The sequence below is a fragment of the Caballeronia udeis genome (genome assembly GCF_001544555.2).
GTDB lineage: Bacteria > Pseudomonadota > Gammaproteobacteria > Burkholderiales > Burkholderiaceae > Caballeronia > Caballeronia udeis.
Map to the genome: position 1 here is coordinate 15,872 of NZ_FCOK02000072.1, position 26,955 is coordinate 42,826.

The following is a 26,955-nucleotide window of genomic DNA, read 5'->3' on the forward strand; positions in this document are numbered from 1 at the left end:
AGGCGTCCGCCAGCAAGGTCGCCGCCCTTCTGCCCGAGGCAATCCTGATGCAAAATTTGCAGTGCCCATATGCGCTGTAATCGCGCAGGCGCTGACTCAGGGCCTGATCCGGATCAGCCGGATCAGGTCACGCAGATACCTTTGTCGAAAACGGGGATGCAAACGCTTCGACGAACCATGGGCCGCTGTTTCGGGACTGGATGTTTACCATATAGCTAAATAACTTCGCATAATTAACGATGTGTCCGACGTCGATGTCGGTGTAGAAATACGACCGCATGTAGTACACAATCGCGAATCCAATGAACGCACACGTGGCGAGAATTCGTGCATCGGAGCGCGGCAGAATCCTACCCATAATAGGAGCACCGAGCACTGCGAAGAAGCCGAGCGGTGCAGTGGCAAACCCCGCGTCGAGCGCACGGTAACCCAAATACTCTTGCATCCACTGAGGCAGCAACACGAGAGTGCCGAAAAATATTCCGTAAGCTATCGAGAGTGAGATCGTGCCGCGACCACGATTTCAGGCATCGAGTTGATACATCGCATTCGCAAGAGGTACTTCGACCTCTCCGCTTTCGCGCTCGAGGACATCGTTGCACTCGCCGCCAGGAATCTTGTCCTGTTCAATCGATAAGGTATCCATATCTATAAGATACATCTCGGCCACGCCACCTATTTTCACCAGGTCCGACAATCTGGGGCATGAATCGATCTCGACGACCAGCCAGTACCTGCATGCGGACGACGATGACCGGCATCGGGCGACAGAGGCCGGACTGAGACTCGACTGGTAACGAGTGGGCTATCGATCCAAGGTCTTTATAAGCAGGTCTGCGTAACGTTCCTACAGATGCAAGTGACGTGGTGCATCTGCTCGTCAACAACACCGACGAAGCGTCGATTGTGGGGATCCAACAAATCTCTCCGTGAAACAGCGCTCGTGGCGCAAACACTGGAGTGACGCTCAGGGGGCTGCCCGCTCAGTCAATGTGAGCTAGTCGGCTGGCTTCTTCGAGGCCCGCGCGTCTCAAAAATTCCTCCAGGTTGGTGGCGTCCATCGGCTTCGTCATGTGAGCGTCAAAGCCTGTCTCTATCGCAGCTATCTTGTCCGGGTCAGATGCATAGCGCGTAAGTATGAAAGCACGGGACGGCGCGTCACCGAAGGTGGGCTCCGGGACACGCCTCCAGCTCCCTGCCGTGACAATCCGCGTTATTGCCGCAACAGCAGGCCTGCGAGTGCGCGCCTGCGAGCGTCAGCTCGCGAGAAAACTGGGCGTTACTCGGGCCCTCGGCCAAGATCAGCGAATGTCTGAAAGTCGGTGCAAATCGGGGCATCCATGGAACTGCCGGTTAGGTCTCCCCAATTGCCGCTTCCGAAAAATGCGAATGCGGGTAATCCACAAGGGAGACTTGAACCCCTCCATGGCGAACAATTCGGGTAGCGCTCGACCCACGTCACCCTCGACTTGCAAGATATTGGTGAACGGCCTGAATGGCGGCGGCCCCCTCTCCCACGGCAGCCGCCACTCTCTTGACGGAGCCACTCCGCACGTCACCGGCGGCAAAGACGCCGGGCCGGCTTGTCTCGAGATGATGCGGCGGCCGGTCTGCCGTCCACTTGTCGCCGGTATCCGCGCCTGTCAGCACAAACCCATCCTTGTCCACGGCAACACAGTCGCCAAGCCACCGGGTATTGGGCTGGGCCCCGAGAAACAAGAAAACATGCCGGATAGGCTTGTGCTCAATCTGTCCCTGCCGATCCCACCGTATCCCCTCGAGTCTCGACTCGCCGCATAACTCGGCGATCTGCGTCCGCGCGTGAAGCGTGATGTTGGCCGCCGCGTTGATTCGTCTGATCAAATAGGTCGACATGCTTGCACTGAGTCCGTCGCCGCGAATTACGACGTGGACACGACGCGCGAACCTCGCAAGGAATACCGCAGCCTGTCCGGCCGAATTCCCGCCGCCCACCACAATCAACTCTTCGTTGTTGCAGAACGCGCCCTCCATGAAGGTCGCGCTGTAGTAGATGCCTCGACCCTCGAAATGCTCAAGACGGGGAAGATCCGGCTTCCGATAGCGCGCCCCGGTTGCAATGACGACAGCTCGAGCGTAAACGCATTCGTCCTGATTGAGGCCAATGTGAAACGATTGAGTGTCCGTGCAGTCGATCGTCAACGCCTCGATCGGAACGCCGACCTCGGCACCGAACTTGCGACATTGCGACAGGCCGCGGCCGGCTAGCGCCTGCCCCGATATGCCAGTCGGAAAGCCAAAGTAATTTTCGATCTTCGAACTGGTGCCGGCCTGGCCTCCCGGCGCCTTGGCATCCAGAACCGCCACCTTCAATCCCTCCGATGCGGCATACACCGCGGCCGCGAGACCTGCGGGCCCCGCACCCACCACCACGAGATCGAAGTGCTCGCCATTGAGTCTGTCCGGACTCAGACCGATTGCGTCCGCGACGGCCCTGTGGCTGGGTTGTCTCAGCACAGAGCCTTGCAACGTGATCACAACCGGAAGGTCGGCTTCCGTTGCGTCATAGTGCCTCAGGAGTTCTTTCGCCTCGGCGTGATCGACGATATCGAAGTAGGCCGAGGGCTGACCGTTGCGGCTCAGGAAATGGCGCAGGCGTAGCGTGGGGCCCGAGGACGTACTCCCAATCACCACCACGCCTACGTGTTGGCCCTGGATGAAAGCGACCCGGCGCAAGATATACGCGCGCATGATCGTTTCGCTCAACTCGGCTTCAGCGATCACGAGCGCGCGGAGCGATTCCTCATCAATGACGATGACCTCGCAATCGGAGATTGCGCGTGTCGTTGCGACCGCAGCCCGGCCGGCGAGCGTGGCGACCTCGCCGGTGAAACTGCCTGGGCCATGTGTACCCAATAATAGGGGGCCCTGAACGGACGCTCTGGACGCCTCGATCGTTCCCGAGAGAATGGCGAACATCCCGGTGTGCCGGTCTCCTTCGGAATAGAGGATGTCGTTGGGCTTGAGCTTGCGTCGCTCGCCGTATCCCTCCAATATCGCCAGTTGCCTCTCATCGAGCGTGGGATACACCTGATGGTAGCGGCTGCCACCTGACGACAGTTCGTTGGGATTGCCTGAAGAGTCTTTGCCCATGGCGGATTCCATCAAGTTGAGACGTGATCCTGCTCGTGGAACTGCTGCATCCACAAGGGGTATGATATCTCCGGTTGCGACACACGATCGAGCCGCTCTCTGCGGACCATGTATCGCGGCACCTGATGCCAGCTACAACAAGGGTATTTTCTCGATTTTATCGTCTCTTTGACGAGTACGATCCAGTAGCCGAAATGTGCCCCGTGTCGGGCATTCGTGCGAATCAAGAGCGATGGTGACTTCGACTGTCGCGAGCCGAACTTAAATCAGCGGTCTACTGGGCAGCAATTCGAGAATCGTCGTCGCGCAGGATCGTCCAAGCGTCCGGCTGTTAGACCGAACTTCTGTTACCTGGCTCTGAGCGGATTTTCCTAGTGATACGCCGATCGATCGGTTATAGCCGAGCCTGTATCGATTGGAATAGCGTTTCGCGCCCCCCCGTGGTCGCATGTCGGACGCGAATCTGACTTTGTTTGCCTGCGGACAGGAGAATGACTCCATCGTCGATTTGGGCATGTTCGATCTGCATCCTGAAAGAGATTCGTATCTCGTCCAGGATGCTAGCAACGAATCAACCACCACATCTCAACGTTGACTGTGATCAGACACTTGCACTTAGCCTTGAACTACGACAATCGCAACCCTCGTATTTCGCATGGCATACGCTGAATCCGGCGACCTCCCGATGCGCGCCCGTTCAGGCAGCGGCTTTTCGTTCCACGCCAAGAGGCAATTCAGGCATCTCGCGATCAGACTGCGGCACAGAGCCAAGCCGGCGATGCACGTCGTGCGTCACGAACACTGTTCGCGGCTCGGCACATCGAACCACTCCCGATGAGCGAATGAATCGCGGATGTTTTCCAGACCGCTTTCCCGGTGCTCCTGCATTGTGTCGATGCTGAACTCATAGTCCTTGTAGTGCCCCTCATAAGGCTTGTTCTTGTAGATGAGGTGGACCACATTGATCGCACTGCCGTCCGCCGCTTCTTCAGCGAGACGAAATGCGGATCGGTCTTGAGCAGATCGGGCGGCGCCGGCGACCTTCATCGTGTCGTGAGTCACGTATCGAGCGATGCTCGGCGCGGCCAAACGGACGTAGTTCGTGGGCGGAACACCTGGTCAGTTTTTTTGAGGACCGGGAATTTCACGGTTGTCGGGCGACCTTTTATTCGCCGTTTGCTGGCTCTGCAAAGCCATTCATTTACGAAAGGCCATTACTGCCTTCCTCACCCTGAGAGGTCGCTCTGCCGGAAAGCGCACGCTCAAGAGCGTAACCTGAATGTCCCCTGATGCTAAGGATTGTTCGATGCCTGCCGGCCGCAGCAGGCCGGACCAGGATCTCAATCTGACAGTGGCACTCAGTAGCCACCTGTGCTACCTGCGCTGCTGCTGGTACTGGATGCACCCATGCCACTCTCCGATGAGCAGGCCGTTACCAGCGACGAAAATGCAAGCGTCAAGACGACGCACAGAGCGCAAACGATGCGGGACTTATTCATTCTAGACTCCTGCTGGAATGGGGTTCGGATGCACGGCATCTTCCGTTGCAAGGCTCACCCCGAAGGTTAAGGTCGATATGGCCAGCGTCGCACAGTCAGCACTGCCATACAGACATAACTCTCGCGAGCAGCGGTATATTCCCGGACTTCCACTGTTCTTGGCTCAGTCTCGCAGATCAAGCCGCCGTCGAGGGCAACGTGAGCTGGCGCTAGCAATTGCAAGTGCGGCCAAACATGGCCATCGGGGTAGCGGTGTACTCGTCAGAAGCTTACACGCCGCGCGAATTCGTTCAGAAGGCCGTTCGGCCTTTCGGATATCCGGCAGATACTCGTCCATCCCGAGCGCTGCATAAGCAAATCTATCGCCGCGCGCCGACTTTCAATCGGTGCGGCATGCCAACGCAGTTTCCCGCCCGCGATCAGAAATTGGCATCTGATATGCGAGTTCTTCAACTCGCTGTCATACCAAGACGACGGAGTAGTTCCGCCCCTGCCGGCGTCAGCCGAAATCCGCCATCGTCGAAAGCCGTAGACACGATTTCGACAAGGCGCGCTTCTTGAAGAGCGATCGCATCTGGATCACCAGGAGCGACCTGGTTGGGCGCATCGAGCAGTAGAAACAGAATGGCAATCTCATGGTGGCTCAGCAGCGATTTCATCATCGACCTCAGGCATACACGAGTACTGGACAGGGAGCGCATCCGCACGAAGATCACCTTGCGTCTCGAATGGCTTACATATTGCGACGAATCCGACGTGGTTCCCGCCAGAACTCTGTTGATCGGCTTGACGGAACCCCTCTAATTACGGAGGCGCTGTCATCGGTCTGGCGCCGTCGTTGCCATTCGTGAACCAGGTGGTGTGCCCAGTCACAAGCGTCCGTCCGAGCGCATTGTCGCCATGGGAACCGTCGAAGAAACGAACTACACGCAGATAGGCGCCCTGGTCCAGATTTTCGGCATCCCTGACACCCCGCTTCCGCCGGCGCGAGGTCGCATGCTGCCTCGAGATGCGGTGGGGCTGAGTTTTCTTTGCTGGTGGACTTGCTCTCGAACATCGCGGTGCTCTCCTGCCTTCAGGCCCGCGCCGGCTCGGCGCATTTCGTTCATGCACCGCGAATTTCCAGGCAGACTGTCTGCTTGATCGCTGCCATGCTCTCTTGGCCTTTACCGAAGTCGCGTGCATTTTATTCCAGCTTCGAACTGAAAGATGGATTGAATAGGGTCGTCCTGGCGATGGTCTTGAGGGTAGATCTCACGCAAGTTGAAGTACGCGCAACGATTTCCATAGCGAGCGCGAACGGGCTGCCTTTCGGACCATTCGAATCGAAGCGACGCGACGGTAACCATCCATCGATAAAGCGGCCCTAATCTGGCCGCGCTGTACGCGGTGAACGCCGAGCGGGAGACGTCCCATCAGGATTCGTCAATGGAACGCATCCGTCCACCGGCGATCATTTTCACCTATGAGTAAAAAGCGCTTGCATCCGACTGCACGACTGAAAAACGGGACATTCGCACCCCTTCAATCACCGTCTATTGCCTAAAGAAATTGCTTCCTGATGTCAACGCTCGAGCGCTGGCCGATGTGGTGGTAATTTTCCTCGAGCCATGCTCCGGCCTCGGTCCGTCCCTTGTCACGTAACGAGCAGAGGAAGTCCCAGTCGGCGTTGTACTTGCTCGACACACCTAGTGCCGCCATTGTCTGGTCGGACCGAATTGAGTGGATCAACATTTCCTTCATCCCCCCGGGTTCAACCTTGCCTTGCTCGATCAGCGTGGTGACGAAGGCGATTGCGCGCATCTCACGCATCAGTGACGAATTGAAGCTCACTTCGTTGATGCGGTTGAGGATGTCGGCCACCTTGGTCGGTACGCCGGGGCGCACAATCGGATTGATGTGGACAATCACCACATCGCGTGTTCTGCAGTGATAGATCAGCGGGAAAATTGCCGGGTTACCAACATAGCCCCCGTCCCAGTAATATTCGCCGTTGATCTCTACCGCCTGGAACAGTGTTGGCAGGCAGGCCGAAGCAAGCACCGCCTCCATACACATATCCTGGCCAGAAAAGATGCGTATTTTTCCGGTCTCGACGTTAGTTGCGCACAGATGTAGATGTATCGGGCAATGTCTGCGCAGCGCGGCGAAATCGACGTGTTGCTCCAGTATCTCGCGCAGCGGATTCATGTTGCCGGGATTGAATTGGTACGGAGACAGGATGCGAAGAATGATGTCCGCCAATAGATACATGGGCGAGTGGTCCAGCCCAAGCGTGTGGGTGCCTTTCAACCATGGTATCTTGCCAAAGGGGTTATAACTCTCTGCCGATTGTGCAACGGCGCGCCAGAAGTCATGCAGCGCCTGGCGCGCGTTTCCGGAATCACCCTTTAGCAGACCGTAGGCCAGCACGGTGGCATTCATCGCACCTGCACTAGTCGCGCTGACGCCTTCAATTTCAAGTCGGCCATCCTCCAGCAGTCGGTCGAGCACGCCCCAGGCGAACGCTCCGTGCATCCCGCCGCCTTGCAGTGCGAGTGCGATCGTCTTCTGCACGCTCGGCGGTTTTCTGTTCTTTGTAACCATCGACAACCTCCTCAATGTCGGGTCCAGCCACGCCCCCCGATTACCCACCTGTCCCGGCCGTTCTGGCATGCCTATGATTAGCCGGCGGCAAGCCAGCTTGGCCGAGTTCCGAAAAGAATCGCCGCTCACGCCCATCCTCGCGCCCTGCGAAAACATTTGCGTGAACCAAAGGTATCCGAAAAGAAGGGCTACGTTGCAGGCTGCGACGCACGACCTCATGTCGCCATCGCCCGCGCCCTTAAGCCGGGACGTATCGATGATCACCTTGAAAGCAGTGCCCTTGAGAGCGTGGTTGATGACCGGGTCTGCGTGTTCGCGACGATGCTCTCAGGGGAAAGCGCCAACGTGATCCTGGGCAAGACCGTTTGATCCGCTATTGAACGACACGTCCGGCACACCCGCAGCGCGCCGGTTCGTCTTGTCGCCGGCTAGATACTGTGTGATCAGACGCGCCCTGGCCCAAGAATCGGCGTGGTTGTTCAATTGGCGGCGCTGTTCCCTGTGGCTGCCTCCTGTTGCGCCAACTGCTGCTTCATACGGGCGGCCTGCGCCGTGAACATCGGGTTGACGTCCGGGTACGAGGTTTCGGTGATGTAGTTCGGGCTGTTGTGCTGCGGTTCGATCAGTTCCTGACTCACCTCGGCGACAGTCTTACCTTGAGCAAACGCGCTCGACGACGTGAAATCCGCTAGAGAAATGGCGATCATGCAAATTTCTTCATTGCAGACTCCTGAGCTTGTTGTGAGATCTGCAATGTATAGACGCCGTTTCCTCGCAGAATATTCCCGCGCCTTCAATAAAAGCATTGAGCGTCCGTTAAATCAGCTCGGCAGCCGGTCCGGGCGGTATCTGTCACACGTTCTGATCACGTCGTCGCGACGCACGACGCGACCCCGGTGATTTGACGTGGCGCCTGTCGGCAATCAGTGCTGCTCAGGTGCACGACGAGTGGCGAACCCGGTTCCGCGCGCCGCATACTCGAACTCGATTCGCGGCGTGCCTGCGTTTCGGTCGGTCCTCAGTCACCACGATCGTGTCGTTCCTATCCTCATGTCCGGCTCAATATCTCAAAGTGTCAGGCCCGAGGCATCTGCGCAGCCCTGGACAGGACACGGACGGGTAGCGGGTCATCGCGGCCTCGCAGACGTGCAGCAAGCTGCGGCAGGCCTGAGGCCGAAACGCCGGCATGCTGGAACACCTGTTCCGAGACGATAGCCTCGCAACCGATCTCTCTTGTTAACTGCTCAAGTCGCGAGGCCACGTTCAAAGGGTCGCCAATCGCTGTGAACGTCACATGCTCGCGAAACCCAATCTCACCCATTACGGCCCGGCCGCAATGCAACCCAATGCCAAACCGGATTGGCGTTTGCAGCTGCTGCTCGAGCGCAGCGTTGAGTTCGTCAATATTGGCTGCAACCAGCGGCACCGCGCTGAGCGCCTGGCGACAAGCGACGGCCGGCTCGCTGCGTAAGCCAAAGATCGCGAGCACAGCGTCTCCCAGGAACTGGTTTGGCAGGCCGCCCGCCTGGACCACTGCGGCGCAGACCGCACCCAGGAACCGACTGACCACGAATATGCTGTCGAACGGTAATTGTGCCGCAGCAAGCTGTGTGGAATTGCGCATATCTACGAACATGAAGGCCGCGAATCGCTCTTGCGGCATGACGTCCCGCTGGCGCCGTTGCAAGAAGACCGTGGATGCGCCCGGCGGCACCAGTGGCCACACGCAGAGATCATGGATCGGCCGCAACTGGCAGGCGAGGCGCACTGTCTGTGAGTCAGCTCCCAACCGCTCCAGAACACGTTGCTCCGCCTCGGCCGGCGCGGGCAGCGGTACATTGCTGAGCACGCGCACCCGGCACAAGGTGCATCGGGCGCGGCCACCGCACGTGCTGGCATGGGCAATGCCGGCCATGCGGCTAGCCTCTAGCACCGAAAATCCGAGCGGCGCGAATACCTTTCGCCCGTCTGGATACACAATGCAGAGCCGCCCGACGCGGCGCTCCCGCACCGTGCGCACTAGCCGCGCTGCGAGTACCAGCAGCAGCGCACCACCATCGAAGAACAAAAAGTCGTTGCGCAGATCGGTGAGCCAGAGATTTTGCAATCCAGTCCCGATGATCGACGGCCGAGTCGCCGAGGCGCGCCAGACGGGATCCTGCGCAAGCGCGATCACTTCGCGTCCGCCCTGCAAGAAGCCTAGCAGCGCGAGCACCGGGAGCAGCACCGCGACACTCAGCAGCACGCTCCGCCACGCACCAAACCATGGTTTCAACCGCAACCAGAACCAGATACCGAAGCATCCATGCAGCCACGCGACCACCAACAGCATCAACTGTGCACGGCCAAAGAATGGCGAAGCGATCCAGAACGAGTACAGCAACTGCGCGTAACCCTTGTTCAGGCCGAACTCGGCAAACGCGACCCGAGTATTCGCGAGATGATTGGCTAGCAGGGGCGGTATGCATAAGCCGAGGACGAGCTGCGTCACCTCACCCGGAGTCCAATGCACGGAGCGCCGCTCGTACAGAGCCCACAGACCCAGGAAGAAATGCGTCACCAGCGCGCAATACAGCACGCCCGTTCCAAGCCATCCCTGCCAGATGAACTTCTGCACAAGCAGATCGCGCTCCATCCAGGCGAGTGAGATATTCCCCAGCGAGTGATTCAGGAGGTGCGTGCCTACGTAGGTGAACAGCACCAACCCGGTGGTCAGCCGGACCGATCGCACTCCCGCCGGCCGCAACCTCCGAAAACTGGGAAAGCGCGACATGCTCTACCCTCCCCCTCTCGATCAGACATCGGCAATTTTTCGAGTGGCACAAGCCGGGTATTCGCCGGCCCGGCACCAGCATGTGGAATACATTTTCCTGCTTCCCCCACGCGGCGTGCTTGCGGCGGTTTCCGAGGCGGACAGTCGGCCGTTGAATATCACCTGGCCACGCTTGTCGTCGCGCGGCCCGACCTGGTCCATGAGCCTCGCAACCATTTTTCTGATTGAGAGAGTATGGCGGTGTATGTCCAGAGCGACTCCGTCGGCTACTGCGAAAGCAAGGTTACCGGGCAGGTGTCAGCGGACCTGATGTTGAAGTTTGTTAATTTTTCTAGCCCGGTGGCATGCTGCCTTCACACGCCACTTTACGCGACTACGCGTTAGACGGTTTTTCCCGACAGCCTATCGCGCAGGCCCTAAAACATGCCACATTCAATCTGCCCGCACCTCCATCGCTATTTGTGCGTTATAGCTGCCAGGGGGGATGACCATCCGACGCATTTACGGAATTAAAGGGTACGTAGGACGCGCTAGCAAAATTAATGAACAATCGGCCATGCGACCGTCACTGAAACGCAATGCGCCAGAAAGCTGCGTTTGTTGGCTGGCGGCTTTATTTGTCCGTGGTCTTCGGGGCCTTTTAGCTAGCATGACCAAGCAATACCGCTAACAGAATTGGCGAATTTCGTCAGATTCTGCTGCGCTGCCGAGCTTATCAGAGTGCAGCCTAGCTCTGCTGGATAAGAGACGTTATCCTTATCATATGGTCGCCACTCGACCTGCTGTTCTTGTCGCGCCGGACCTTTTCCTCAGAGGGGCAATCGTGCTGCGGGCAACCCCTGCTCGCACACTTTCCTCGGGTCAAGAGGCAATGCGCCAGATCGCCGAAGTCACTCGCTCGGCACTCACGCCGAACTGCCTGGCGATGGAAATCAGACGTGCGGCGTACACTGAGGAGACCACAGCAGTGTCTGTCTTATTCCCGACTCGCACCCTTTTTGGTAGCTTGTCGCACCAGCGCCGAATTGGTTCATCCCTACGGGACTTCCTTCGGGACGTAGCTGACGACATCGCCGCGGTCGAACAGCAACTCTTCGATGTCGCGCAAGCTCAACTGAAAGTGGAATACCAGCGCACGGCGCAACTGATGACCGCTGCCGGGAAGCGGTGGCCGTGATAAAGCGATTTCGATTTCTTCATCACGCGATCTTACGTAACAGGCCCACCAACGTGGAAAGGCCGGTGAGCATACTCGCCACACGCGAGATGGTCCGCCGCAAGCTGCAGGCTATCTCAAGACAGCACGAGCTGAGGATGTGAGTAAAGCTTGTGGTATTCCTTGCCCTGATTGTGTGTCTAATGCAACGCGGCAGGGAACCGTGCGCCTACCGCATTGCGACGGCTAGGATGCGGCATGCGCACGCAGGTCCACGATGAAGTTGTTCAACTCGTTGTCGCCGGCATCGGTAATTGCCCAGTAGTTCATCCCTGCAGCACTCCAGTGGGCGAGGTGATAGCCCTGCTGCTCGTATATGTGAGGCGTGGCGCCCGCGTCGCTACCCGGCCATACATAAAGATTGATCGGGTGCAGCTTGTAGCGATATACCATCACAGCTACTGACCGCCCATTCAGGTAGTCCAACCGACCGCCGACCAGCGGATACCCCTGCTGCGCAAGATCAACCACGGGCGGGGTATAGTCCAGTTTGCCATTGAACCAGGGCTTGACAGTATGCTTGTCGGTTGAAATCACATCGGAGAGGTGATTGAACTGCAGCGAACGGATATGGTTATCCACGAGTTCCTGAGTCAGGCGCGTCTCGGTCGATGGCACCGAGAAGTACAACCCCGCGCTCCAGCTCAAGGCGACCACACTCATCACCATCGCGCCAACCGGAGCCCAGCCCAACGATCCGCCACCGCTCCATTGACCAAATCGGTCGCCCATCCGCTGCCAGAGCGAGCGCCGGCCTGGCAACGCAGCCTTGATACGCTTCACCAGCTCCGCCGGCGCCTCTACGCGCAAATGAGCCTGTCTGAGCTGCACGCTGACTTGACGCTGCTCCTCGTAGGCCCGCTGACACTCTTCGCAGCCGGAAAGATGGCGCTCGAACTCGAGCGCCTCGGACAGGCTCAGTTCCTGGTCGATATAGCCTGGCAGTAGTTCAAACGACTGTTCGTGGTCCATCACGCCTCCTGATCCGTCGGTGCCAGCAGCGCCGCGAGTTGCTGGCGTCCGCGCCCGAGGCGAGACATCACCGTGCCCATCGGGATGCCCACGATGGCGGCGATTTCCTTATACGACAATTCTTCAAGCTCCCTCAGCACGACCACCTCCCGGTATTCCAGCCGCAAACTCTGCAGCGCCTTATGCACCCGCTTCTGGCTCTGGCTGCGTATGAGCATTGCCTCAGGGCTGTCGTCGTGTTCCGCGGTACTCGTCTCAAGGCTATGCATGTCTTCCTCGAACTCGGTGGTGTCCGCCGCGTGGCCCCGGTTCTGCTGGTGCCACGTGTAGAAGGTGTTGCGCACGATACTCAATAGCCAGGCGCGGGCATCCTCGCCGCGGAATCCGCCAAAAAATCTGAACGCGCGAAGGTACGCCTCCTGTACGACGTCCTGGGCATCCTGATCGTTATGCGTCAGCCATCGCGCAACATTGAAGGCCGAATTCATATGAGGTAACACGAGCTTCTCAAAGCGCTGCGCGTTGACTGGATCGGCCATTGTCAAATTCCTGCAGTATCCGCAATCCGTGACCGACAGTTAATAGACCGCCGGCATGCCATTTTTATTCCCGGACCCATCGCCACAAACAGATCCCAAGTTGTTCAGGCATAACAAGCACCGGTCAAGTGATCCGTAGACCTATGCGAAGAACACCCTCAACATACGCAATCTCATCTACCCAGTCGGACTTGCCGGAGTCGTTTTCGCCTCCGGCCTGATCGGGTGGTCGACTGCCGGACTGGGCTAGTGCGGCAGACAATCCGACGTTTTTTCATACAACTGTCAGACAATAACCGTGGCTTTGAGTGGGTGCTAAAACCCAACGCACACGGTGCCCGGCAGAAAGCCGTCTCAGGCGTCAACAACGCCTCCCGCAACGAGCTGACTTCATCGTCTTCACGGGCGACCTGTCCCGTAACCGACGCCCCGCTCCAGCGCCGCAAGCCGCGATTTCGGACGCGATGCCGACTCGCGCTGCGCCTCCACATCGATCACAGCCGCTTCAGATAGAAGAGTAGTGCCTCTTTCGAATTCTCGGTGGGCGGTTTGGCGAGTCAAGAGCGGGCGTGAGTCCGGCCAAGCGAACCCTTGAGGCGCACTGAATCGACAAGCTGAACGGTGGCTGGTTGCAACAGAATGCAGTTAGAGTCCGCTGCGCGACATCGTCTTGCGCAAGAGGCTACCGGCCTTCGCCGGCGGCGTTGATGCAAGCCTCAGCCACCGCTATTCGCCCCGCACTTTGAAATTGAGATCGCTCATTCGCACCGGCGGCACAAACCACGTGATGCACAGCCCGATGAGCGCCGCTGCGGCTGCAAGCGCAAGACCGACGTGGATCGATTCAATAAGTGCGCTGCGCGCCGAATTCATGATTGCATCGCCAGCGTGGCCTGCCTCGACAAGTCGACTGACCAGCGCCGCCTGCTCTGTCCGGTCGATCATCAGTGCCGGACTCGCGAACGACTTGAACCACTGCATCGCCTGATAGGAGTCCAGCGAGCTGTGCACACCGCGCACGTACAAGTGACTTAGCAGCGAGCAGGTCATCGCGGTACCGAGGATGCCGCCCAAAGTCCGAAGCGATTGCAGCAACGCGGTGGCCGCACCGAGATGACCGCGCGCTACAATTTGCTGTGAAAAGATCGTGAGGTTCGACGCCACCAAACCGAGTCCGATCCCGCTGGTGCCCATGCACATCACCCAGACGAGATGAGGCATCTTGCTCGTGATGGCGATCACGCAGAGGCAGGCGATCGTGAACAGGCCAAAACCGGCATACATCGTGATGTTAGCTCGCTTGACCCGCGTGACAATCCGATTGTTGATAGTGCTACCCACGGTCGTGCCCATTACGAGGGGGGTGATCAGCATGCCGGAGTGGACCGGAGACATGCCAAAGCCTCCCTGGAACAAGAGTGGGACGTCGAACAGCAGCGAGAACATAGCGAAGCCGCCGAACACTGACATCGCGAAGAGCGCCGCCAGCTTACGATGCTTCACGCTCACTCTCTCGAAGAATATTTTCATGTCAACGCTCCTCAAGGTATCGAAAGCGTGAGGCCTGCTATCGACTTGGTTAGTCAAAGCGACGCTCTGTACAACAAAACAGCCGAGCCGATTTCCTTATCCCCAAGTTCCATTCGCTGCTTACTTCACAACTCGCGCAACATCCGCTACGCCTGGGCAGTCGGGACGATACGCTTGCTGTTTAATTGGCGGCGCTGTTCCCTATGGCTGCATCCTGTTGCGCCAACTGCTGCCTCATGCGGGCGACCTGCGCCGTGAACATCGGGGGGTTGACGTCTGGCTACGAGGTTTCGGTGATGTGGTTCAGGCTGTTCTGCTGCGGGTCGATCATTTCCTGAGTGACCTCGGCGCGGGTCTTACCTTGAGCAAACGCGCTCGACGACGTGAAATCCGCTAGAGAAGTGGCGATCATGGAAAATTTCTTCATTGCAGCCCCCTGAGCTTGTTGTGCGATCTGCAATGAATAGACGCCGGTTCCTCGCAAAATATTCCCGCGCTTTCAATAAAAACATTGAGCGTCCGTTAAATCAGCTCGGCAGTGGCTAACCAGCATCAGACAGCAGGTCCGTATCCGCCAGCGGTCTGATCACGTCGTCGCGACGCACCTGGCCAATGCTACCCAGGTGCACGGCCAGTTAAGCGGGCACTGCCGTCAACCAGGACGGGAACCGGTCACGCGGAACCCACGGCCTCAGTCGAAATGTCACGCATCCTGGAATAAAACGAAAGGCCCGACAGTCTAGCTATCGAACCCATTCAAAAGGCCCGTCGGATACTCCGGCGATCTACCTCTTGAATCTATTCGTGAGGTCACTATGTCGTCAAATCTTCCATCCGATCCATCCCGTCGCGGCGCGTTGAAATGTCTCGCTTTCGGTGGCGTGGGCACCGTATTTGTGTTGGCCGGCGGTATTCTCGCGCCGGTGGACCTGGCTCTCGCCGCCACGGCGAAGGATTCGTCAGTTGCCTCGGGGATCCCCCTGTTCCTCCAGATCAGCGACTCTCATATTGGCTTCAACAAGGAAGCCAATCCCGACGTCGCGGGCACGCTCAAGCAGACGATTGACTACGTGAACGCCATGCCAATCAAGCCGGCGCTGACGATTCACACGGGCGATATTACGCATCTCTCCAAGGCGGAAGAGTTCGACCTGGCAGCCCAATTGATGTCAGGTTTGAATATCACCGAGTTGCATACCGTGCCCGGCGAACATGATGTGACCGATGGGACAGGAACGGAATACTTCAAGCGTTTCGGCCAAGCCTCCGACAACAAAGGCTATTACAGCTTTGACCACAACGGCGTGCACTTTATCGGTCTCGTCAATGTCATGCATTTCAAGCCAAACGGTTTGGGTGGTCTGGGCGACGACCAACTCGCCTGGTTGGAAAATGATCTGAAGGGCCGCTCGTCCAGCACCCCGATTGTCGTCTTTGCGCACATGCCGATGTGGACGATCTACGAACCGTGGGGTTGGGGCACTGGCGATGCTGGCCAGGCGATGAGCTATCTGAAGCGTTTCGGCTCGGTCACGGTCCTGAATGGACATATCCATCAGATCGTGTCGAAGGTGGAAGGAAATATCACCTTCCATACGGCGCGCTCGACGGCCTATCCGCAACCGACGGCCGGCAACGGGCCTGGACCTGGGCCGCTGAAGGTGGCGAGCGATCAGCTTCCGAAGATGCTTGGCGTGACCAGCATCAAGATCGTGCGCCATCCGCTCAAAGCGACGCTCTCTGACACGACACTCGTCTGAATTTCCACATCGCGCTCACCAACCAGGAACCACGTCATGTTAACCACCGCTCTTCGCCGCGCCTTCTTCCTCTCCCTCGGGGTCGGGATGCTCATGGCGGCATCCGCTGATTTCTCCGTCGTGCAAGCACAGGAGACCAACGCCGTTGTTTTGAAGAATTTCATGTTCTCGCCGATGTCGCTCACGATCAAGGCCGGCTCGACCGTGACGTGGAAAAATCTTGATGGCGAACCGCACACAGTTGTCAACGATTCCGGCCTATTCCGCTCCAGCGCGCTCGATCAGAACGACACCTACAAGTACACCTTCGATAAACCGGGTGTCTACAAAATCTTCTGCGGCATACACCCGAATATGAAGGAGACCATTACCGTCCAGTAAGTACGCTCTACCGGAGCTAGCGCCGCGCGAAATCGGGAGACCGTTTGCAAGCCGAGGTTCGAGGACGGGGCCGTCGCGAACTTGATCGCGGGCCTTGGCGGCGCTCACACCTTCCCATTAAGCGCGCCCTATCGTCATTGCATTATCTGCGTCCGCCTGGCATATGCTCAGTCGTTTCCACCGGAAGATTGGCGGCATTTTAGGATTGCTTGCGATCCTGATGGCGACGCTCGCGCCGACGGTCTCGCAAGCGCTCGCCGCGAGTCGACGTGTGAACACCGTGTCGAGTGCGCATTGTTCCATGCCTTCGATGCGAGACCATGTGCCAGACATCAAGTCCGGTCCGCAGTCATTGATGTCCGACGGGCAGACCTGCTGTTATTGCAGTCTGCTTGCGCACATGCCAGTGGTGCCCAGTGTGCAAGCGCCTTTCGCCATCACGGTCAGGGCAGCCGCGCACCGCGTAACGGCTCGCTTCGAGAGCGTCCGCCACATCGAACCGATCACCTCCTCGCAGCCTCGGGCTCCTCCAGTCTCGTCCTGATTTGAGTCACACCGAAGCGATGCATTTACCGCATCGCGATGTCGTCGCACGTTTTTTCACAGATGCGCGAGGGCTTACTACGACCCATAATAAGGATGAACCAGAACCATGCATATCATTTCAACGCGCCGCGGGAAACCGTTGCTCGCGGCGTCAATCGTTTCGGCTGCAGCAAATGCAACCCTGCTCATGCCCTCGCTCGCCACCGCTCACGCGATCGCTGGAGACCGTGTGTTTCCGTCGACACTCGCCGTGGACGATCCCGGCGTAGGTGACGAAGCTAACCTTGAATATGGTCATCAACGCGTTCCCGGTGACAACGGCGATCAAAGCATCAACACCTTCCAATTCGAATATGACAAGCTGATCACGCAGAGGCTGGCGCTATCGGTCGATGGCACGTATGTGTTGCAAAACAATCCGACGGCCCGCGGCTTTGATAACTTTGGGGTTGGATTGAAGTATCTGCTGTATGTCAACGAGCCGCACGAATTCATGTCGTCCATCGGCGTCAATGCAGAGCTAGGTGGCACAGGAAGCAAGGCAATTGCCGCCAGTTTTTCGACCATTTCTCCGACAGTGTTCGTTGGCAAGGGATTTGGCGATCTGCCTGATTCACTTGCCTATTTGCGTCCGATCGCCGTGACGGGCGAGGCTGGCCCCGCGTTAGCCACTGGCGCAGGGCAACCTAACGCGTTCAACTATGGTTTTACGGCGCAATACAGCCTGCCCTATCTACAGCAGCACGTGCATGACATCGGTTTGCCGCAACCGCTGGCGAACACTATCCCGCTCGTCGAAATCCCATTGTCGAGAAGCCAGGGCCAGACGACGGGGACCGTCAACCCAGGCCTCATCTGGATCAACCGCTACGGTCAATTTGGCATCGAGGCTCAGATTCCAATCAACCGGGCGAGCGGTTCACGCGTGGGTATCCTGATGCAGGCCCACATTTTCTTTGACGATGTAGCGCCGACTACGATCGGCAAGCCGCTATTCCAGTGATGAAGGAGCAAACGATGAAAGAGCACGGAAACGTTTGTCGGCAGCTAGCGAAGAAGTGTCTTGCGTCTGTCGCGGCGCTCTGCCTCGCCAGCGTTGCGTTCGCTCATGTTTTCCCGCAGAAGCAGGAGCCAGGAGCCGGCACAACGGTCGCGTCGCCCCAGCGGATCAAAATTGCATTTGACGGGCAACTGGAGCCGTCCTTTAGCACTTTGACGGTAACTGATACCAGCGGTAAGCAGGTGAACACCGTAAAAGCCGCCGTTGATGCTCAGCAACCGACGGTAATTTCCGTCCCCCTGCCTTCTCTATCGGCGGGTCACTACACCGTACATTGGGCCGCTGTGGCCTCTGATGGGCATCGTACCCATGGCGACTATTCATTCGACGTGAAATAGCGTGCAACACACCTTCGACTCGCCCGTCATCGCGCAGATGGTGCTAGCTGCCGGCGCTGACATTGCGTTCGCGATTGCGGTGGGATCCGCCTTACTCGCCGTTGGAGGCGCAGTGCGCCTTCGTGCCATGCGGACAATGCTTGTCGTGTGGCTCGCCTTGCAAGGACTCTATCTGCCTTTGCAGGCGAGCGTGATGTCTGGCATGACACTTGGCGATGCCTTGCCCGCGATTCCGCTCGTGATCACGAAGTCACACTTTGGGCTAATGTGGACGATTGGAACCGCAGCCGGATTCACCGCATTGATCGCGGCGTTTGCGCTGCGCCCGGCAAAAAAAAGGTCGACTTGGACGAGTCTGCTTATGACCGGATTGATCGTTGTCGCCCTCGCCCATGCCGCTTCGACGCACGCGGCAGATGCTGGTAACTTCTCGGCTGCAGAACTGGTGCATTTCATCCATCTGCTGGCGACAGCAGGATGGGCGGGTGTAGTTATCGCTGCGGCTTGGCCGTTACGACGAACATTTACGGTCACGCCGAACGCTGTCGCGCACATCACGCGACTGTCGAACGTGGCAACGCTCACGTTCTTGTTCGCGATCGGGACCGGCCTCATGAATGCGTATCGCGGACTCGGCGGATCGCTGGCTCCGCTGACCAACAGCCTCTGGGGCCAACTGCTGCAAGCGAAGGTGCTAATTGTGATTGTGGTCATCACGATCGGGGCGATTAATCGCTTCGCCTTCATGAAACGCATACGCATGGGCGATTCTCGTGCACTACCTGTCTTTATGCGGCTAGTAAAGGTAGAGGCCGTCCTGATGCTCATCGTGCTGACGGCGGCCGCGGTTCTGGGACACAGCATCCCTGCCGCGGCCGGCTAACCGCCATACACCGTTTCCGTATCGGCGACGCTCGTGACGTCACGAGTCAACGTCTGTCCCATGATGTCGAGATCGCTGACGACAGCTTAGGTGTCGCGTTTTCGCTGGTTGGCTGCCCGCACTGGATGGTCGGAAGTGAGCCCACGAACGATGACCACGCCCTTGTCGGCCCTCATCGAGCCCAGTCCAGCAAATACGAAAAGAGGCTATCGCCATAGCAGTTCAACCCTGTCGATCGGCTGGATGAATATCCCCATTGCGATAGCTTGTCGGACATTTTGGCGATCTCGTCCAAAGGTTCGCCTTTGGACGATCAGGGTTCGCCGGGACAATTTTTCTTGCCGACCTGTGCGGCTTAGCGGGTTAATGACACTGGCGTGTGAATCGCCGCCACTCGTTTGGTCACCGCATTGATTCCCCGAAATCCGGCGTCTTTCGTCCAATTGATCGACGGCATGATCGTGGCGAACTCGATCGCGCCACCCGGCGTACGACCACTTCGCTACGACGGATGTTGGCAAGCGATTTTCAGGCACCTCGCAACCATTCGAAATTCGTAGCCAAATTGCTTGAGTAAGACGCGATGCGACGCGAGGCTGACATTATTCAGCCTAGGCGTCTGGTGCTGCTCGGCACGGTCGTCCTGCAGCGCGACCGTTCACTCGACCGTGTCGTGCTGAGGGAACACCGATGATGACGTTCCATCACAACGTGCCCCTCAAAAAGCTTAAGATTTCGAATTTTGGCTCGGTCCGGGCCGACTAGGCGGGTTCTGTCGCATCAGCCGGCAACAAGGCGAGTAGAAGTATCTGATGGAAAGCGAAAGCGAAATCAATAGCCGCTGTGCGTTTGTCACGTCACCCGTGCACCACGCTTCGGTCGATCAACATTGGGCGCTTCGCCTCCGCTCGCCATGCTGGAAAACACGCCATCCCTGCGGATCAATCCGTGGAACAACGCCGCCGACGCGTGCATCAGGAAAGTCCCGGACAGTAGTAGCGCGAGAAACATGTGGGCCTTACGCAGCATCAGGTAGAGGTGCATGTCATGCGGTGCAATCGGCGGCAGATGCAGCGAGCCCAGCAGCACAATCGGATGGCCCTCGGCGGAAAGCATTGACCAGCCCACCAGCGGCATCGTCACCATCAGCGCGTACAGCGCAAGGTGCGATAGCGAAGCCGCCAGACGCTGCCAGCCGGGCATGTCGCGTGGCAGCGGCGGCGTGCCGTTCTTCAGCCGCACGACGATGCGGATCACCGCCAGGACCAGTATCAAGATGCCCAACGGCTTGTGGAGCCCGAGCAGGTTCCGGTCCAGACCAATGATCAACATCGCGGCAATGAGCACTGCCATGAGCCAGTGCAGCGAGCGAGCGGGAAAACTATAGTGAGTAGTGTGTTTATTCATTAGCTGTTTCCCTCTCTTGGGAGAAAAATGGTGCTTGTGTTTGGTGATGATTCTTTACGGGGGTTGCCGGGTGGTTCGGCGCTGCGGGGACAACTACTGGGTCGGAGTTGCCGTCAAGGCCCGCACCGTGGGTCCGCGCTGCGCTCGCGATGCGCGAACCACGGATCGATTGGGCGATACGCCGATCTCGCGAAATTGATTTCACGTCATTGCGCCTTTGACCTTCTGACCGGTGATGCCCATAGCCGATTGAACTCCGTGGAGACACGCTTCGCACGGATAGACTGCGAAACCCGCTTTTTTATTCCCGACCCTCTCGCGCTGCAACCAGACGGAGGCCCAGCATGAAATGAGGTATAAGCCAGCCCGCGATGTAACCGGGGTTTAGCGGCAATCACCAAAGCGCGGCCTCTTTTTCTTCGCGTCGACATCGACGGTGTCGTTGCGCGGCAGTTCGCGCTGCTGCGCATCGGCCGCTAGCGTCTCTGCTTCTTTCGTGCCTTCCTTAAAGCCCTTCACCGCAACGCCCAAGTCGCTGCCGATATTGCGCAGCTTCTTCGTGCCAAACACCAGCGCGACGATCAGCAAAACGATCAGCCAATGCCAAATACTCAACGAACCCATGACTTTTCTCCCTGGCCCCGCCCTCGCGTTTCTACACGGCGAATATCTTGTGCCTTGCGGCCTGAATCGAACCGCGTATTCCTGATCTGCGTGACATCGGGTGCCGTTGCACGGAAATGAGCTAGGGCGGGGCTTCCCTGGTCGCGCGATCCACGCTGGTGCGACGCGCAGCTCACGGCCTTCTCGGCTGTGACGCCCAGCGTCACTGGCTGCTTCGGCAGGTAGCCCCCTCCACGCACCCAGGCACTTCTCAATCAGATCGCACACCGCCTTAGTGCCGTACGGTGCTCACCTATCGGATCTGGACGGTAATCTGGCGTAGATGCGGATCCGCTCGCGCCGACTCAAGGCGACGGCTGAGACGTCGTTTTTATCTGCGCGGCCTGGCCTACGCCCGCCAGCGCGTTCCTTTCCGCTTGATGTTTGGCTGCAACCTTTTGTTCCGCCGCAAGAAGGTCGGCGGGGTAGTCTCCGTCGTCGCCCTGAGAAGGGTTGTAACCGACCGCCTCCAGCTCCTCGAGCTCATGCAGCACTTCTGCTCGAGTGAGTTGATGCTTGTTGGATTCCGTCGACGTTTGCGCGTACACACAACCGGACGTTGCCATCAGCGTTACGCTCACGATGAGCGAACCAAGCATTGGCTGGACGATAGATCCACTCAAATATTTCGATTTCACGTCAGTACTCCTTGTATTTCGGACCTTGGATGTCAATTGGCGGTGCTCTCTGCCGTTCCGGTATTTGGCGCCTTGGATGCGTTCTGTTGGGTCAGGTGCTTCTCCTTCATGCGGGCGACCTGTGCTGCAAACAGCGGGTTGACGTCCGGGTACGAAGATTCAGTGATGTAGTTCAGGCCATTCTGTTGTGCTTCGATCAGTTCCTGATAGACCTCGGCGCGGGTCTTGCCTTGAGCAAATGCGCTCGACGATGCGAGAACGACCAGAGAAATGGCAACCATTGCAGATTTCTTCATTGCAGCTCCTGAGTGTGTTGTGCGGTAGCAATGAGTAGACGCCGTTTCGGCGTTGGATATTCCCACGCCACTCAAAAAATGCGGCTCGCAGAGCCTAAAGATAATTTCAAGTGCGATGGGAATAAACGCCCTGTGATCAAGGTAAACATTCTTGTCCGGCCGCGTATTTCGCCCGCTGGAGTGCCGCGCGAACGGCTGCGGCGTCATCGGGATATCGTGCATGACGAAAGCTGGAAGTCGGTCACTCGTTGGCCCGGTGTTCCAATTTCTTAAAAGCCCGTCTAGTGCTTTGGGGATCACTCAATGAAGAAGCAGCTTCTCGCATTGGTAATCTTGTGCCCACCGGCGGGTACTATGCGTGCGCAAAGTCGTGTGACGCCATATGGCCTGATCGATAAAGGCCTCGAGGCGCTAAGTAATATGCGCGTGACCGGCAAGACCACCGGCAGTCGACAGTGCTTACTCGATACAACCTTCGGTCTGAACAGTCCCGTGGGGGTTGAGAGGCACCGGGGATCAGGGCGGTGGTCCGGTCGCGGTATTCACACTTGAGAACGGCTATGAACTCAATACCGGAAAGCTCGGCCAGGGCGGTGCCAAGTTCGAACGCCAGGCCATCGTCGGCCTGAGCAGCAATCGGTACGGAACCGTCACGCTGGGTCGTCAGTACGCCGGCGCGGCGGACTATCTGGAAGACTTCGAATTCGGCGATTTCGAATTCGGCGATTTCGAAGCCGGTTATTTCGAAGCCGGTAGCCGCCCGGCGCAAACAGAAAGAACATCATTCGCACTACGCAACGGCACGGCTAAAATGCGTGAGAGAAGGAGCGACTAAATGAAGATGTCCCGCGTCCTCTCGGGCGAATCGCCCGTCGGTAGCTCTGGAATTCGTTCGATGAGTTTCGAAGCGGAGGTCGTTTCATGGCTCCCGCAGTTGCGCCGCGATGCGAGTGGACTAACGAACGATCCCGCGTGGGCCGACGATTTGGTACAGGACACCGCCGAGCGCGCGCTCACGCGCTGCACGACATTCCGTCCGAGCAGTAACCTGCGTGCGTGGCTCCTCGCGATCCTTCAGCACCTCTACATCGATCAGTTGCGGGTACGTCGGGAGATTGCCGTTGATGATGAACACGCGCCGTGGTGCAATCTGGAGGCGCCCCGCGGCGAGTTCGACGGGCTCGTGCTGCGCGACGTCCAACGGGCGCTCTATCGGCTACCGGTCGAACAGCGCGAAGTGCTGCTGCTCGTCTGCGTCGAGGAATTGACATACCAGGAAGCGTCGAGCGTGCTCGGCGTGCCTATCGGTACGGTGATGTCGCGGCTGTCGCGCGCGCGTGAACGCCTGCGCGCGCGTGCACACCTTCGCGTGTTGCTGACCGAGGGATCGACGAGCAAGTACTCACCACAGCAAGTAGTGAGAGATCCGTTATGAACAACAATGATGATCCTGATTACCTGCTCAGACCCGAACTGCCCACGCTGTCGGCGTTCGTCGACGACGAGTTGCCGGATGCGGAGCGCGCTGGCGTACTCGCGCGTCTTGTAAACGATCCCCATGCCGCCGCGCAGGTCGCGGCCTGGCGTGCGCAGAAGTCCACGCTAAAAGCGCTATTCAGCGCTCCCGCGCATGAACATCCGTCCGTCGTTGTACATGCCCCAGACCCTTGGTGGTGAATCTGCATCGCGGCGTGTTTGCTCGTGCCCGGAACAGACGTGACGCTCGCGCTCGGTGCGTTGGCATCGCGTTGGATCAACAACGGCATCGTCAACTATCCAATGACGCTCGCAAAACACGTCGACGTCGCCTGTCCGGTCTATGCGCCCAAATGGCATCATCCGGTCGAGGTCACGGTCACCGAAGAAGAACATCTGAACAGTTGCCTGTCGAAACGTCTGAACCATTCGCTGTGGGTGCCATCAAGTCGGGAGGCCTGTTATTCGTTGGTCGGCGGGCGTCTGTTGCCGGGCGAAGTGCGCCTGGTGACCAGTTTATGCACGAAAATCCGACGGGCGCACGGCTCACGCCCCACGCAACTGGTACTTCACGTATGGTCGCCACTCGACCTGCTGTTCTTGTCGCGCCGGACCCTTTCCTCAGAGGGGCAATCGTGCTACAGGCAGCCCCTGCTCGCACACTTTCCTCGGGTCAAGAGGCAATGCGCCAGATCGCCGAAGTCACTCGCTCGGCACTCACGCCGAACTGCCTGGCGATGGAAATGAGACGTGCTTGCCATTCCCATGTGCCAAAGACGTCGTGGACGTTCTGCAGGCAACTCAGCAAAGCGATCGTTGTCGGGTCATACACATTGATGTGCGCGCGCAATAGAGCTTTTTTCAACGCTGCGACCCCGGCATCCATATAGGCGGGAATCTCGTTCGACGCCTTCGCGAGAAATCGAACGGGCACCCCTTCCATCGTCGTGCTGTAATCGCGCGGCTGGATCAGGCGACCCACTGGGCACCCGCCGAGGTAACCGCAGTAGGCGCCGCCGCCGCGCTGTAACAGACCCGCCCGACCCTGCTGCTGCAAGTGCATGGCAGCACGATCAAAGATCTCCTGGTGGCTCAGGAAAGCTGTCGTTTCCGTTTTCATCTCATGCTCCTTCTGCCTTATGGCCCTCTTACGCTGCAAGCCGATAACCCATCATTGCCGGGCGCGCGATCGCAGGCGGAAACACACACCACGAGCCGTCGTCGTGCCGAAAGAAAAAAATTGCTCGCGAACCGGTCGCGGCTGAGGCCTCGACGCGCACATAGCGTCTCTTGCGTAAGCCCATTCGACCAGATTGGACTACGCGGATCCGCATCGTCGGAGCGGGCGCGAGCCATTTTTCTACCAGGAAACGCAGGGACTTCTCGGCGATGTTCATGTCCTTCTCCTTCCACTTCGGCCTCACTACTCACGCCGGTGGGCTGGTCACTAGCGGTATGCCAGAACTTGTCAACCGTGCGGCGTACACTGAGCAGACCACCGCAGTGTCCGTCTTATTCCCGAGTCGCAATTTTTTCGGAACTTCCCACGTTCGGCCAGCGGTTCAGCAACTACTGCTGATACGCGGTGAAGTCATCGTGACAGGTTGCTTCGTTAGTCGGGTTAGCCGTTATCTCTGCACAAGGTGGTGCGTCCGCTCGCCGCAGCGGCACCCCGACGGCAGCATGAACGCAGCGCCGTTGCTTTTAGGCACCCGCGTTGCTCAGGAGTCGCTCCCGTAGCCGCGGTAGATTCGGGAATAACCGACCGCAACCGACAGTCTTGCACAGTGAAAAGACACGAAAGGGAGGCGTCACAATGGACCTCATCGACATGGCCCGTGCGTCGGGAATGGCGGTCCTTCTCGACGGAAGGATCGGTCGCGAGGAATACCAGAGCGTATGTGGTTCGCTGTGGGCATTGCAGCAATTTGCCGATGCGGTACGTCAAGCCACGGCGGACCAAAACGGCAATCAGAAGCCCGCAAAAAAACCGCGCACCACGCATAGGAAAAGGTCCGCGGCGTAAGCCGTGCGGTACGACGCTGACCGGCCGATCTGAATCCGTTATGCGTATGCGCTCACCAGATCCTGGTAGGTCACGTCGTCGATAGGCATAAGCCCCTTTCCGCTTCGAGCAATTGCAGGTGCACCTGCTCGTGCGTCGCGGTACCTTGCGCCGCTACTGCATCCGCGATTGCGTGTAGCCCCAATTGGCACTGGCCACGCCTTAGCCGGCTACGATAATGCACACTGCCTGCAGCTAAAGACCAGCCTCGCTGTTGCTTCTCAACCCGATACTTTCGTTCATTGAATCTGGTGTTCCGTTCTGTTGTTACAGTAGCTGACCTATGTTTGCGTAGGATGCTGGTATCAACGGAACGGGAGGTACCAGCATGTCAATGGGACAACCGAAGGCCGAATTGGTGTTGAGCGTAGACGAGCGGTCGCAATTGACTTCGATAGCGCCGCATAGACGACCGCGCCGGCGGCCGCGAGTGCCCACCACCACGATCCCGAACAGTATGCCCTGCACGACGGCGACTACGGGTTCCACGTCGACGAGCGACTCCATCGCTACTTGACCGTGAAGGTGTATTCACCCTGCGTACGGTGCCCGTCCGCGGCGACCGCCACCCACGTGACCGTGTACACCCCGGGCATCAATGCGTTCAGCGCCACCCACATGTGTTTCGCGTTCGACGAATCGACCACCGCCTTGCCACTCGTTACGGACATGCCGCGCGCATCAGTCACGGTGATCGCACTGAATTCCGATTCGAGTCCGTCATCAAAATCGATAGTCACCGCCTGTTGCGAACTGGGCACCGTGGAGCCAGCGGCCGGCACTTCGTGCTTCGGAAAGGCGTGAGCGTGTGCCAGTTGCGTGATCGCCAGTGTCAGCGACGCAACGAGGCCGCGCGCGGTCGGTGCAGTCAGGAAAGAGGTTTTCATGGATAGATCAGCGTTTTTCCTGGAGAGTTGGGAAACAGGTCATCGACATCCTTCGAGGCCGGAAAGACACGGCCACCACCGACCCGTTAGCCGGAGCCGTCAGCAAACCGGCGAAGCAATCGGAGGTGCCGCCTACCGCCCCAAAGTCGTGCGTATGGTTCACAGGTTGAAACACAAATTTCATGATTTGGCCAATGCCATGCACTTCGGCGTGGTCCATCAGCGCTTCGCGATCAAACTGTTCACTCCGGATGATGCTCGCTATCGAGATTAGCCTGCCAGACGCCTCGCGTCGTGGCCTTCTCACC

The 26,955-nt window shown here is 58.3% G+C and carries 28 protein-coding genes and 3 pseudogenes; 11 read left to right on the forward strand and 20 right to left on the reverse strand.

Features of this window, described 5'->3' with window-relative positions:
* Positions 1–235: 235 nt before the first annotated feature.
* The 6 genes and pseudogenes from AWB69_RS49815 to AWB69_RS35070 all read right to left on the reverse strand — a co-directional run.
* Positions 236–511, reverse strand: a pseudogene (locus AWB69_RS49815) (DHA2 family efflux MFS transporter permease subunit); the annotation flags it as partial.
* A gap of 12 nt (positions 512–523) precedes the next feature.
* A complete protein-coding gene (locus AWB69_RS48185) occupies positions 524–661 on the reverse strand; it encodes a hypothetical protein (RefSeq protein ID WP_156529068.1) in 138 nt (45 codons plus the stop codon).
* A 797-nt stretch (positions 662–1,458) separates the two neighbouring features.
* The gene (locus AWB69_RS35045) at positions 1,459–3,132 is read right to left on the reverse strand and encodes an FAD-dependent oxidoreductase (protein WP_062091386.1); all 1,674 of its coding nucleotides are present in this window, start codon (positions 3,130–3,132) and stop codon (positions 1,459–1,461) included.
* 697 nt (positions 3,133–3,829) lie between these two features.
* Positions 3,830–4,163, reverse strand: a pseudogene (locus AWB69_RS35050) (DUF3734 domain-containing protein); the annotation flags it as partial.
* Between the two features lie 917 nt (positions 4,164–5,080).
* Positions 5,081–5,290, reverse strand: a complete 210-nt coding sequence (locus AWB69_RS35060; RefSeq protein WP_231937333.1) for a sporulation protein — start codon at positions 5,288–5,290, stop codon at positions 5,081–5,083.
* A gap of 883 nt (positions 5,291–6,173) precedes the next feature.
* The gene (locus tag AWB69_RS35070) at positions 6,174–7,217 is read right to left on the reverse strand and encodes a patatin-like phospholipase family protein (protein WP_062091390.1); all 1,044 of its coding nucleotides are present in this window, start codon (positions 7,215–7,217) and stop codon (positions 6,174–6,176) included.
* Between the two features lie 156 nt (positions 7,218–7,373).
* Between AWB69_RS35070 and AWB69_RS35075 the strand changes: the two genes are divergently transcribed.
* On the forward strand, positions 7,374–7,586 hold the full coding sequence (locus AWB69_RS35075) for a hypothetical protein (protein WP_062091391.1): 213 nt from the start codon (positions 7,374–7,376) through the stop codon (positions 7,584–7,586).
* A gap of 110 nt (positions 7,587–7,696) precedes the next feature.
* Here the strand turns inward: AWB69_RS35075 and AWB69_RS35080 are convergent, their stop codons facing one another.
* The 7 genes and pseudogenes from AWB69_RS35080 to AWB69_RS49820 all read right to left on the reverse strand — a co-directional run bounded on the left by AWB69_RS35080 (position 7,697) and on the right by AWB69_RS49820 (position 14,674).
* Complete coding sequence (locus tag AWB69_RS35080; RefSeq protein WP_062091392.1) at positions 7,697–7,924, reverse strand: hypothetical protein; 228 nt, start codon at positions 7,922–7,924, stop codon at positions 7,697–7,699.
* Between the two features lie 368 nt (positions 7,925–8,292).
* Complete coding sequence (locus tag AWB69_RS35085) at positions 8,293–9,990, reverse strand: adenylate/guanylate cyclase domain-containing protein (protein ID WP_063977975.1); 1,698 nt, start codon at positions 9,988–9,990, stop codon at positions 8,293–8,295.
* Positions 9,991–11,047: 1,057 nt separating this feature from the next.
* Positions 11,048–11,190 (reverse strand): annotated as a pseudogene (locus AWB69_RS48190) (IS6 family transposase); the annotation flags it as partial.
* Positions 11,191–11,392: 202 nt separating this feature from the next.
* Positions 11,393–12,178 (reverse strand): anti-sigma factor family protein, encoded by a 786-nt coding sequence (locus AWB69_RS35095; protein WP_062091394.1) that lies wholly within the window; start codon positions 12,176–12,178, stop codon positions 11,393–11,395.
* Positions 12,178–12,717, reverse strand: a complete 540-nt coding sequence (locus AWB69_RS35100) for a sigma-70 family RNA polymerase sigma factor (protein ID WP_062091395.1) — start codon at positions 12,715–12,717, stop codon at positions 12,178–12,180. The genes AWB69_RS35095 and AWB69_RS35100 overlap by 1 nt, the downstream gene beginning before the upstream one ends.
* 726 nt (positions 12,718–13,443) lie before the next feature.
* On the reverse strand, positions 13,444–14,247 hold the full coding sequence (locus AWB69_RS35105; protein ID WP_082913726.1) for an MFS transporter: 804 nt from the start codon (positions 14,245–14,247) through the stop codon (positions 13,444–13,446).
* A 280-nt stretch (positions 14,248–14,527) separates the two neighbouring features.
* Positions 14,528–14,674: a DUF4148 domain-containing protein gene (locus tag AWB69_RS49820; protein ID WP_231937334.1), complete on the reverse strand. Its 147-nt coding sequence runs from the start codon at positions 14,672–14,674 to the stop codon at positions 14,528–14,530.
* Positions 14,675–15,062: 388 nt separating this feature from the next.
* Between AWB69_RS49820 and AWB69_RS35115 the strand changes: the two genes are divergently transcribed.
* The 6 genes from AWB69_RS35115 to AWB69_RS35140 all read left to right on the forward strand — a co-directional run bounded on the left by AWB69_RS35115 (position 15,063) and on the right by AWB69_RS35140 (position 19,215).
* Positions 15,063–16,007 (forward strand): metallophosphoesterase family protein, encoded by a 945-nt coding sequence (locus tag AWB69_RS35115; protein WP_062091396.1) that lies wholly within the window; start codon positions 15,063–15,065, stop codon positions 16,005–16,007.
* A 36-nt stretch (positions 16,008–16,043) separates the two neighbouring features.
* Positions 16,044–16,388, forward strand: coding sequence for a cupredoxin domain-containing protein (locus tag AWB69_RS35120; RefSeq protein WP_062091397.1), 345 nt, complete (start codon positions 16,044–16,046; stop codon positions 16,386–16,388).
* A gap of 163 nt (positions 16,389–16,551) precedes the next feature.
* On the forward strand, positions 16,552–16,932 hold the full coding sequence (locus AWB69_RS35125) for a DUF2946 domain-containing protein (RefSeq protein WP_062091398.1): 381 nt from the start codon (positions 16,552–16,554) through the stop codon (positions 16,930–16,932).
* Between the two features lie 108 nt (positions 16,933–17,040).
* Positions 17,041–17,937, forward strand: coding sequence for a hypothetical protein (locus AWB69_RS35130; protein WP_062091399.1), 897 nt, complete (start codon positions 17,041–17,043; stop codon positions 17,935–17,937).
* Between the two features lie 14 nt (positions 17,938–17,951).
* Positions 17,952–18,332 carry a copper resistance CopC family protein gene (locus AWB69_RS35135; protein WP_062091400.1) on the forward strand — a complete coding sequence of 127 codons (381 nt, stop codon included), beginning with the start codon at positions 17,952–17,954 and terminating at the stop codon, positions 18,330–18,332.
* A gap of 1 nt (position 18,333) precedes the next feature.
* Positions 18,334–19,215 (forward strand): copper resistance D family protein, encoded by an 882-nt coding sequence (locus AWB69_RS35140; protein WP_062091401.1) that lies wholly within the window; start codon positions 18,334–18,336, stop codon positions 19,213–19,215.
* Between the two features lie 852 nt (positions 19,216–20,067).
* Here the strand turns inward: AWB69_RS35140 and AWB69_RS35145 are convergent.
* From AWB69_RS35145 to AWB69_RS35160, 4 genes are all read right to left on the reverse strand, one after another.
* A complete protein-coding gene (locus AWB69_RS35145) occupies positions 20,068–20,622 on the reverse strand; it encodes a cytochrome b (RefSeq protein ID WP_062091402.1) in 555 nt (184 codons plus the stop codon).
* 384 nt (positions 20,623–21,006) lie between these two features.
* Positions 21,007–21,246, reverse strand: a complete 240-nt coding sequence (gene tatA / locus AWB69_RS35150; RefSeq protein ID WP_062091403.1) for a Sec-independent protein translocase subunit TatA — start codon at positions 21,244–21,246, stop codon at positions 21,007–21,009.
* Positions 21,247–21,590: 344 nt separating this feature from the next.
* Positions 21,591–21,923 carry a DUF4148 domain-containing protein gene (locus AWB69_RS35155; protein WP_062091404.1) on the reverse strand — a complete coding sequence of 111 codons (333 nt, stop codon included), beginning with the start codon at positions 21,921–21,923 and terminating at the stop codon, positions 21,591–21,593.
* Between the two features lie 32 nt (positions 21,924–21,955).
* On the reverse strand, positions 21,956–22,219 hold the full coding sequence (locus AWB69_RS35160) for a DUF4148 domain-containing protein (protein WP_062091405.1): 264 nt from the start codon (positions 22,217–22,219) through the stop codon (positions 21,956–21,958).
* A 499-nt stretch (positions 22,220–22,718) separates the two neighbouring features.
* On the opposite strand from AWB69_RS35160, the gene AWB69_RS35165 reads away from it, so the two are divergent.
* The 3 genes from AWB69_RS35165 to AWB69_RS35175 are packed head-to-tail and all read left to right on the forward strand — an operon-like array spanning position 22,719 to position 23,896.
* Positions 22,719–23,054 (forward strand): porin, encoded by a 336-nt coding sequence (locus AWB69_RS35165; RefSeq protein ID WP_062091406.1) that lies wholly within the window; start codon positions 22,719–22,721, stop codon positions 23,052–23,054.
* A 60-nt stretch (positions 23,055–23,114) separates the two neighbouring features.
* Positions 23,115–23,654 (forward strand): sigma-70 family RNA polymerase sigma factor, encoded by a 540-nt coding sequence (locus AWB69_RS35170; RefSeq protein ID WP_062091425.1) that lies wholly within the window; start codon positions 23,115–23,117, stop codon positions 23,652–23,654.
* Positions 23,651–23,896, forward strand: coding sequence for a hypothetical protein (locus AWB69_RS35175; protein ID WP_062091407.1), 246 nt, complete (start codon positions 23,651–23,653; stop codon positions 23,894–23,896). Before AWB69_RS35170 ends, AWB69_RS35175 begins: the two co-directional genes overlap by 4 nt.
* Before the next feature lie 472 nt (positions 23,897–24,368).
* Here the strand turns inward: AWB69_RS35175 and AWB69_RS35180 are convergent, their stop codons facing one another.
* The gene (locus AWB69_RS35180; protein ID WP_062091408.1) at positions 24,369–24,815 is read right to left on the reverse strand and encodes a hypothetical protein; all 447 of its coding nucleotides are present in this window, start codon (positions 24,813–24,815) and stop codon (positions 24,369–24,371) included.
* Positions 24,816–24,843: 28 nt separating this feature from the next.
* A complete protein-coding gene (locus tag AWB69_RS35185; protein ID WP_062091409.1) occupies positions 24,844–25,092 on the reverse strand; it encodes a hypothetical protein in 249 nt (82 codons plus the stop codon).
* 419 nt (positions 25,093–25,511) lie between these two features.
* Between AWB69_RS35185 and AWB69_RS35195 the strand changes: the two genes are divergently transcribed.
* Positions 25,512–25,721, forward strand: coding sequence for a hypothetical protein (locus tag AWB69_RS35195; RefSeq protein WP_062091411.1), 210 nt, complete (start codon positions 25,512–25,514; stop codon positions 25,719–25,721).
* Between the two features lie 548 nt (positions 25,722–26,269).
* On the opposite strand, the gene AWB69_RS35205 is transcribed toward AWB69_RS35195, so the two are convergent.
* A complete protein-coding gene (locus AWB69_RS35205; protein ID WP_062091413.1) occupies positions 26,270–26,647 on the reverse strand; it encodes a copper resistance CopC family protein in 378 nt (125 codons plus the stop codon).
* Between the last annotated feature and the right edge of the window lie 308 nt (positions 26,648–26,955).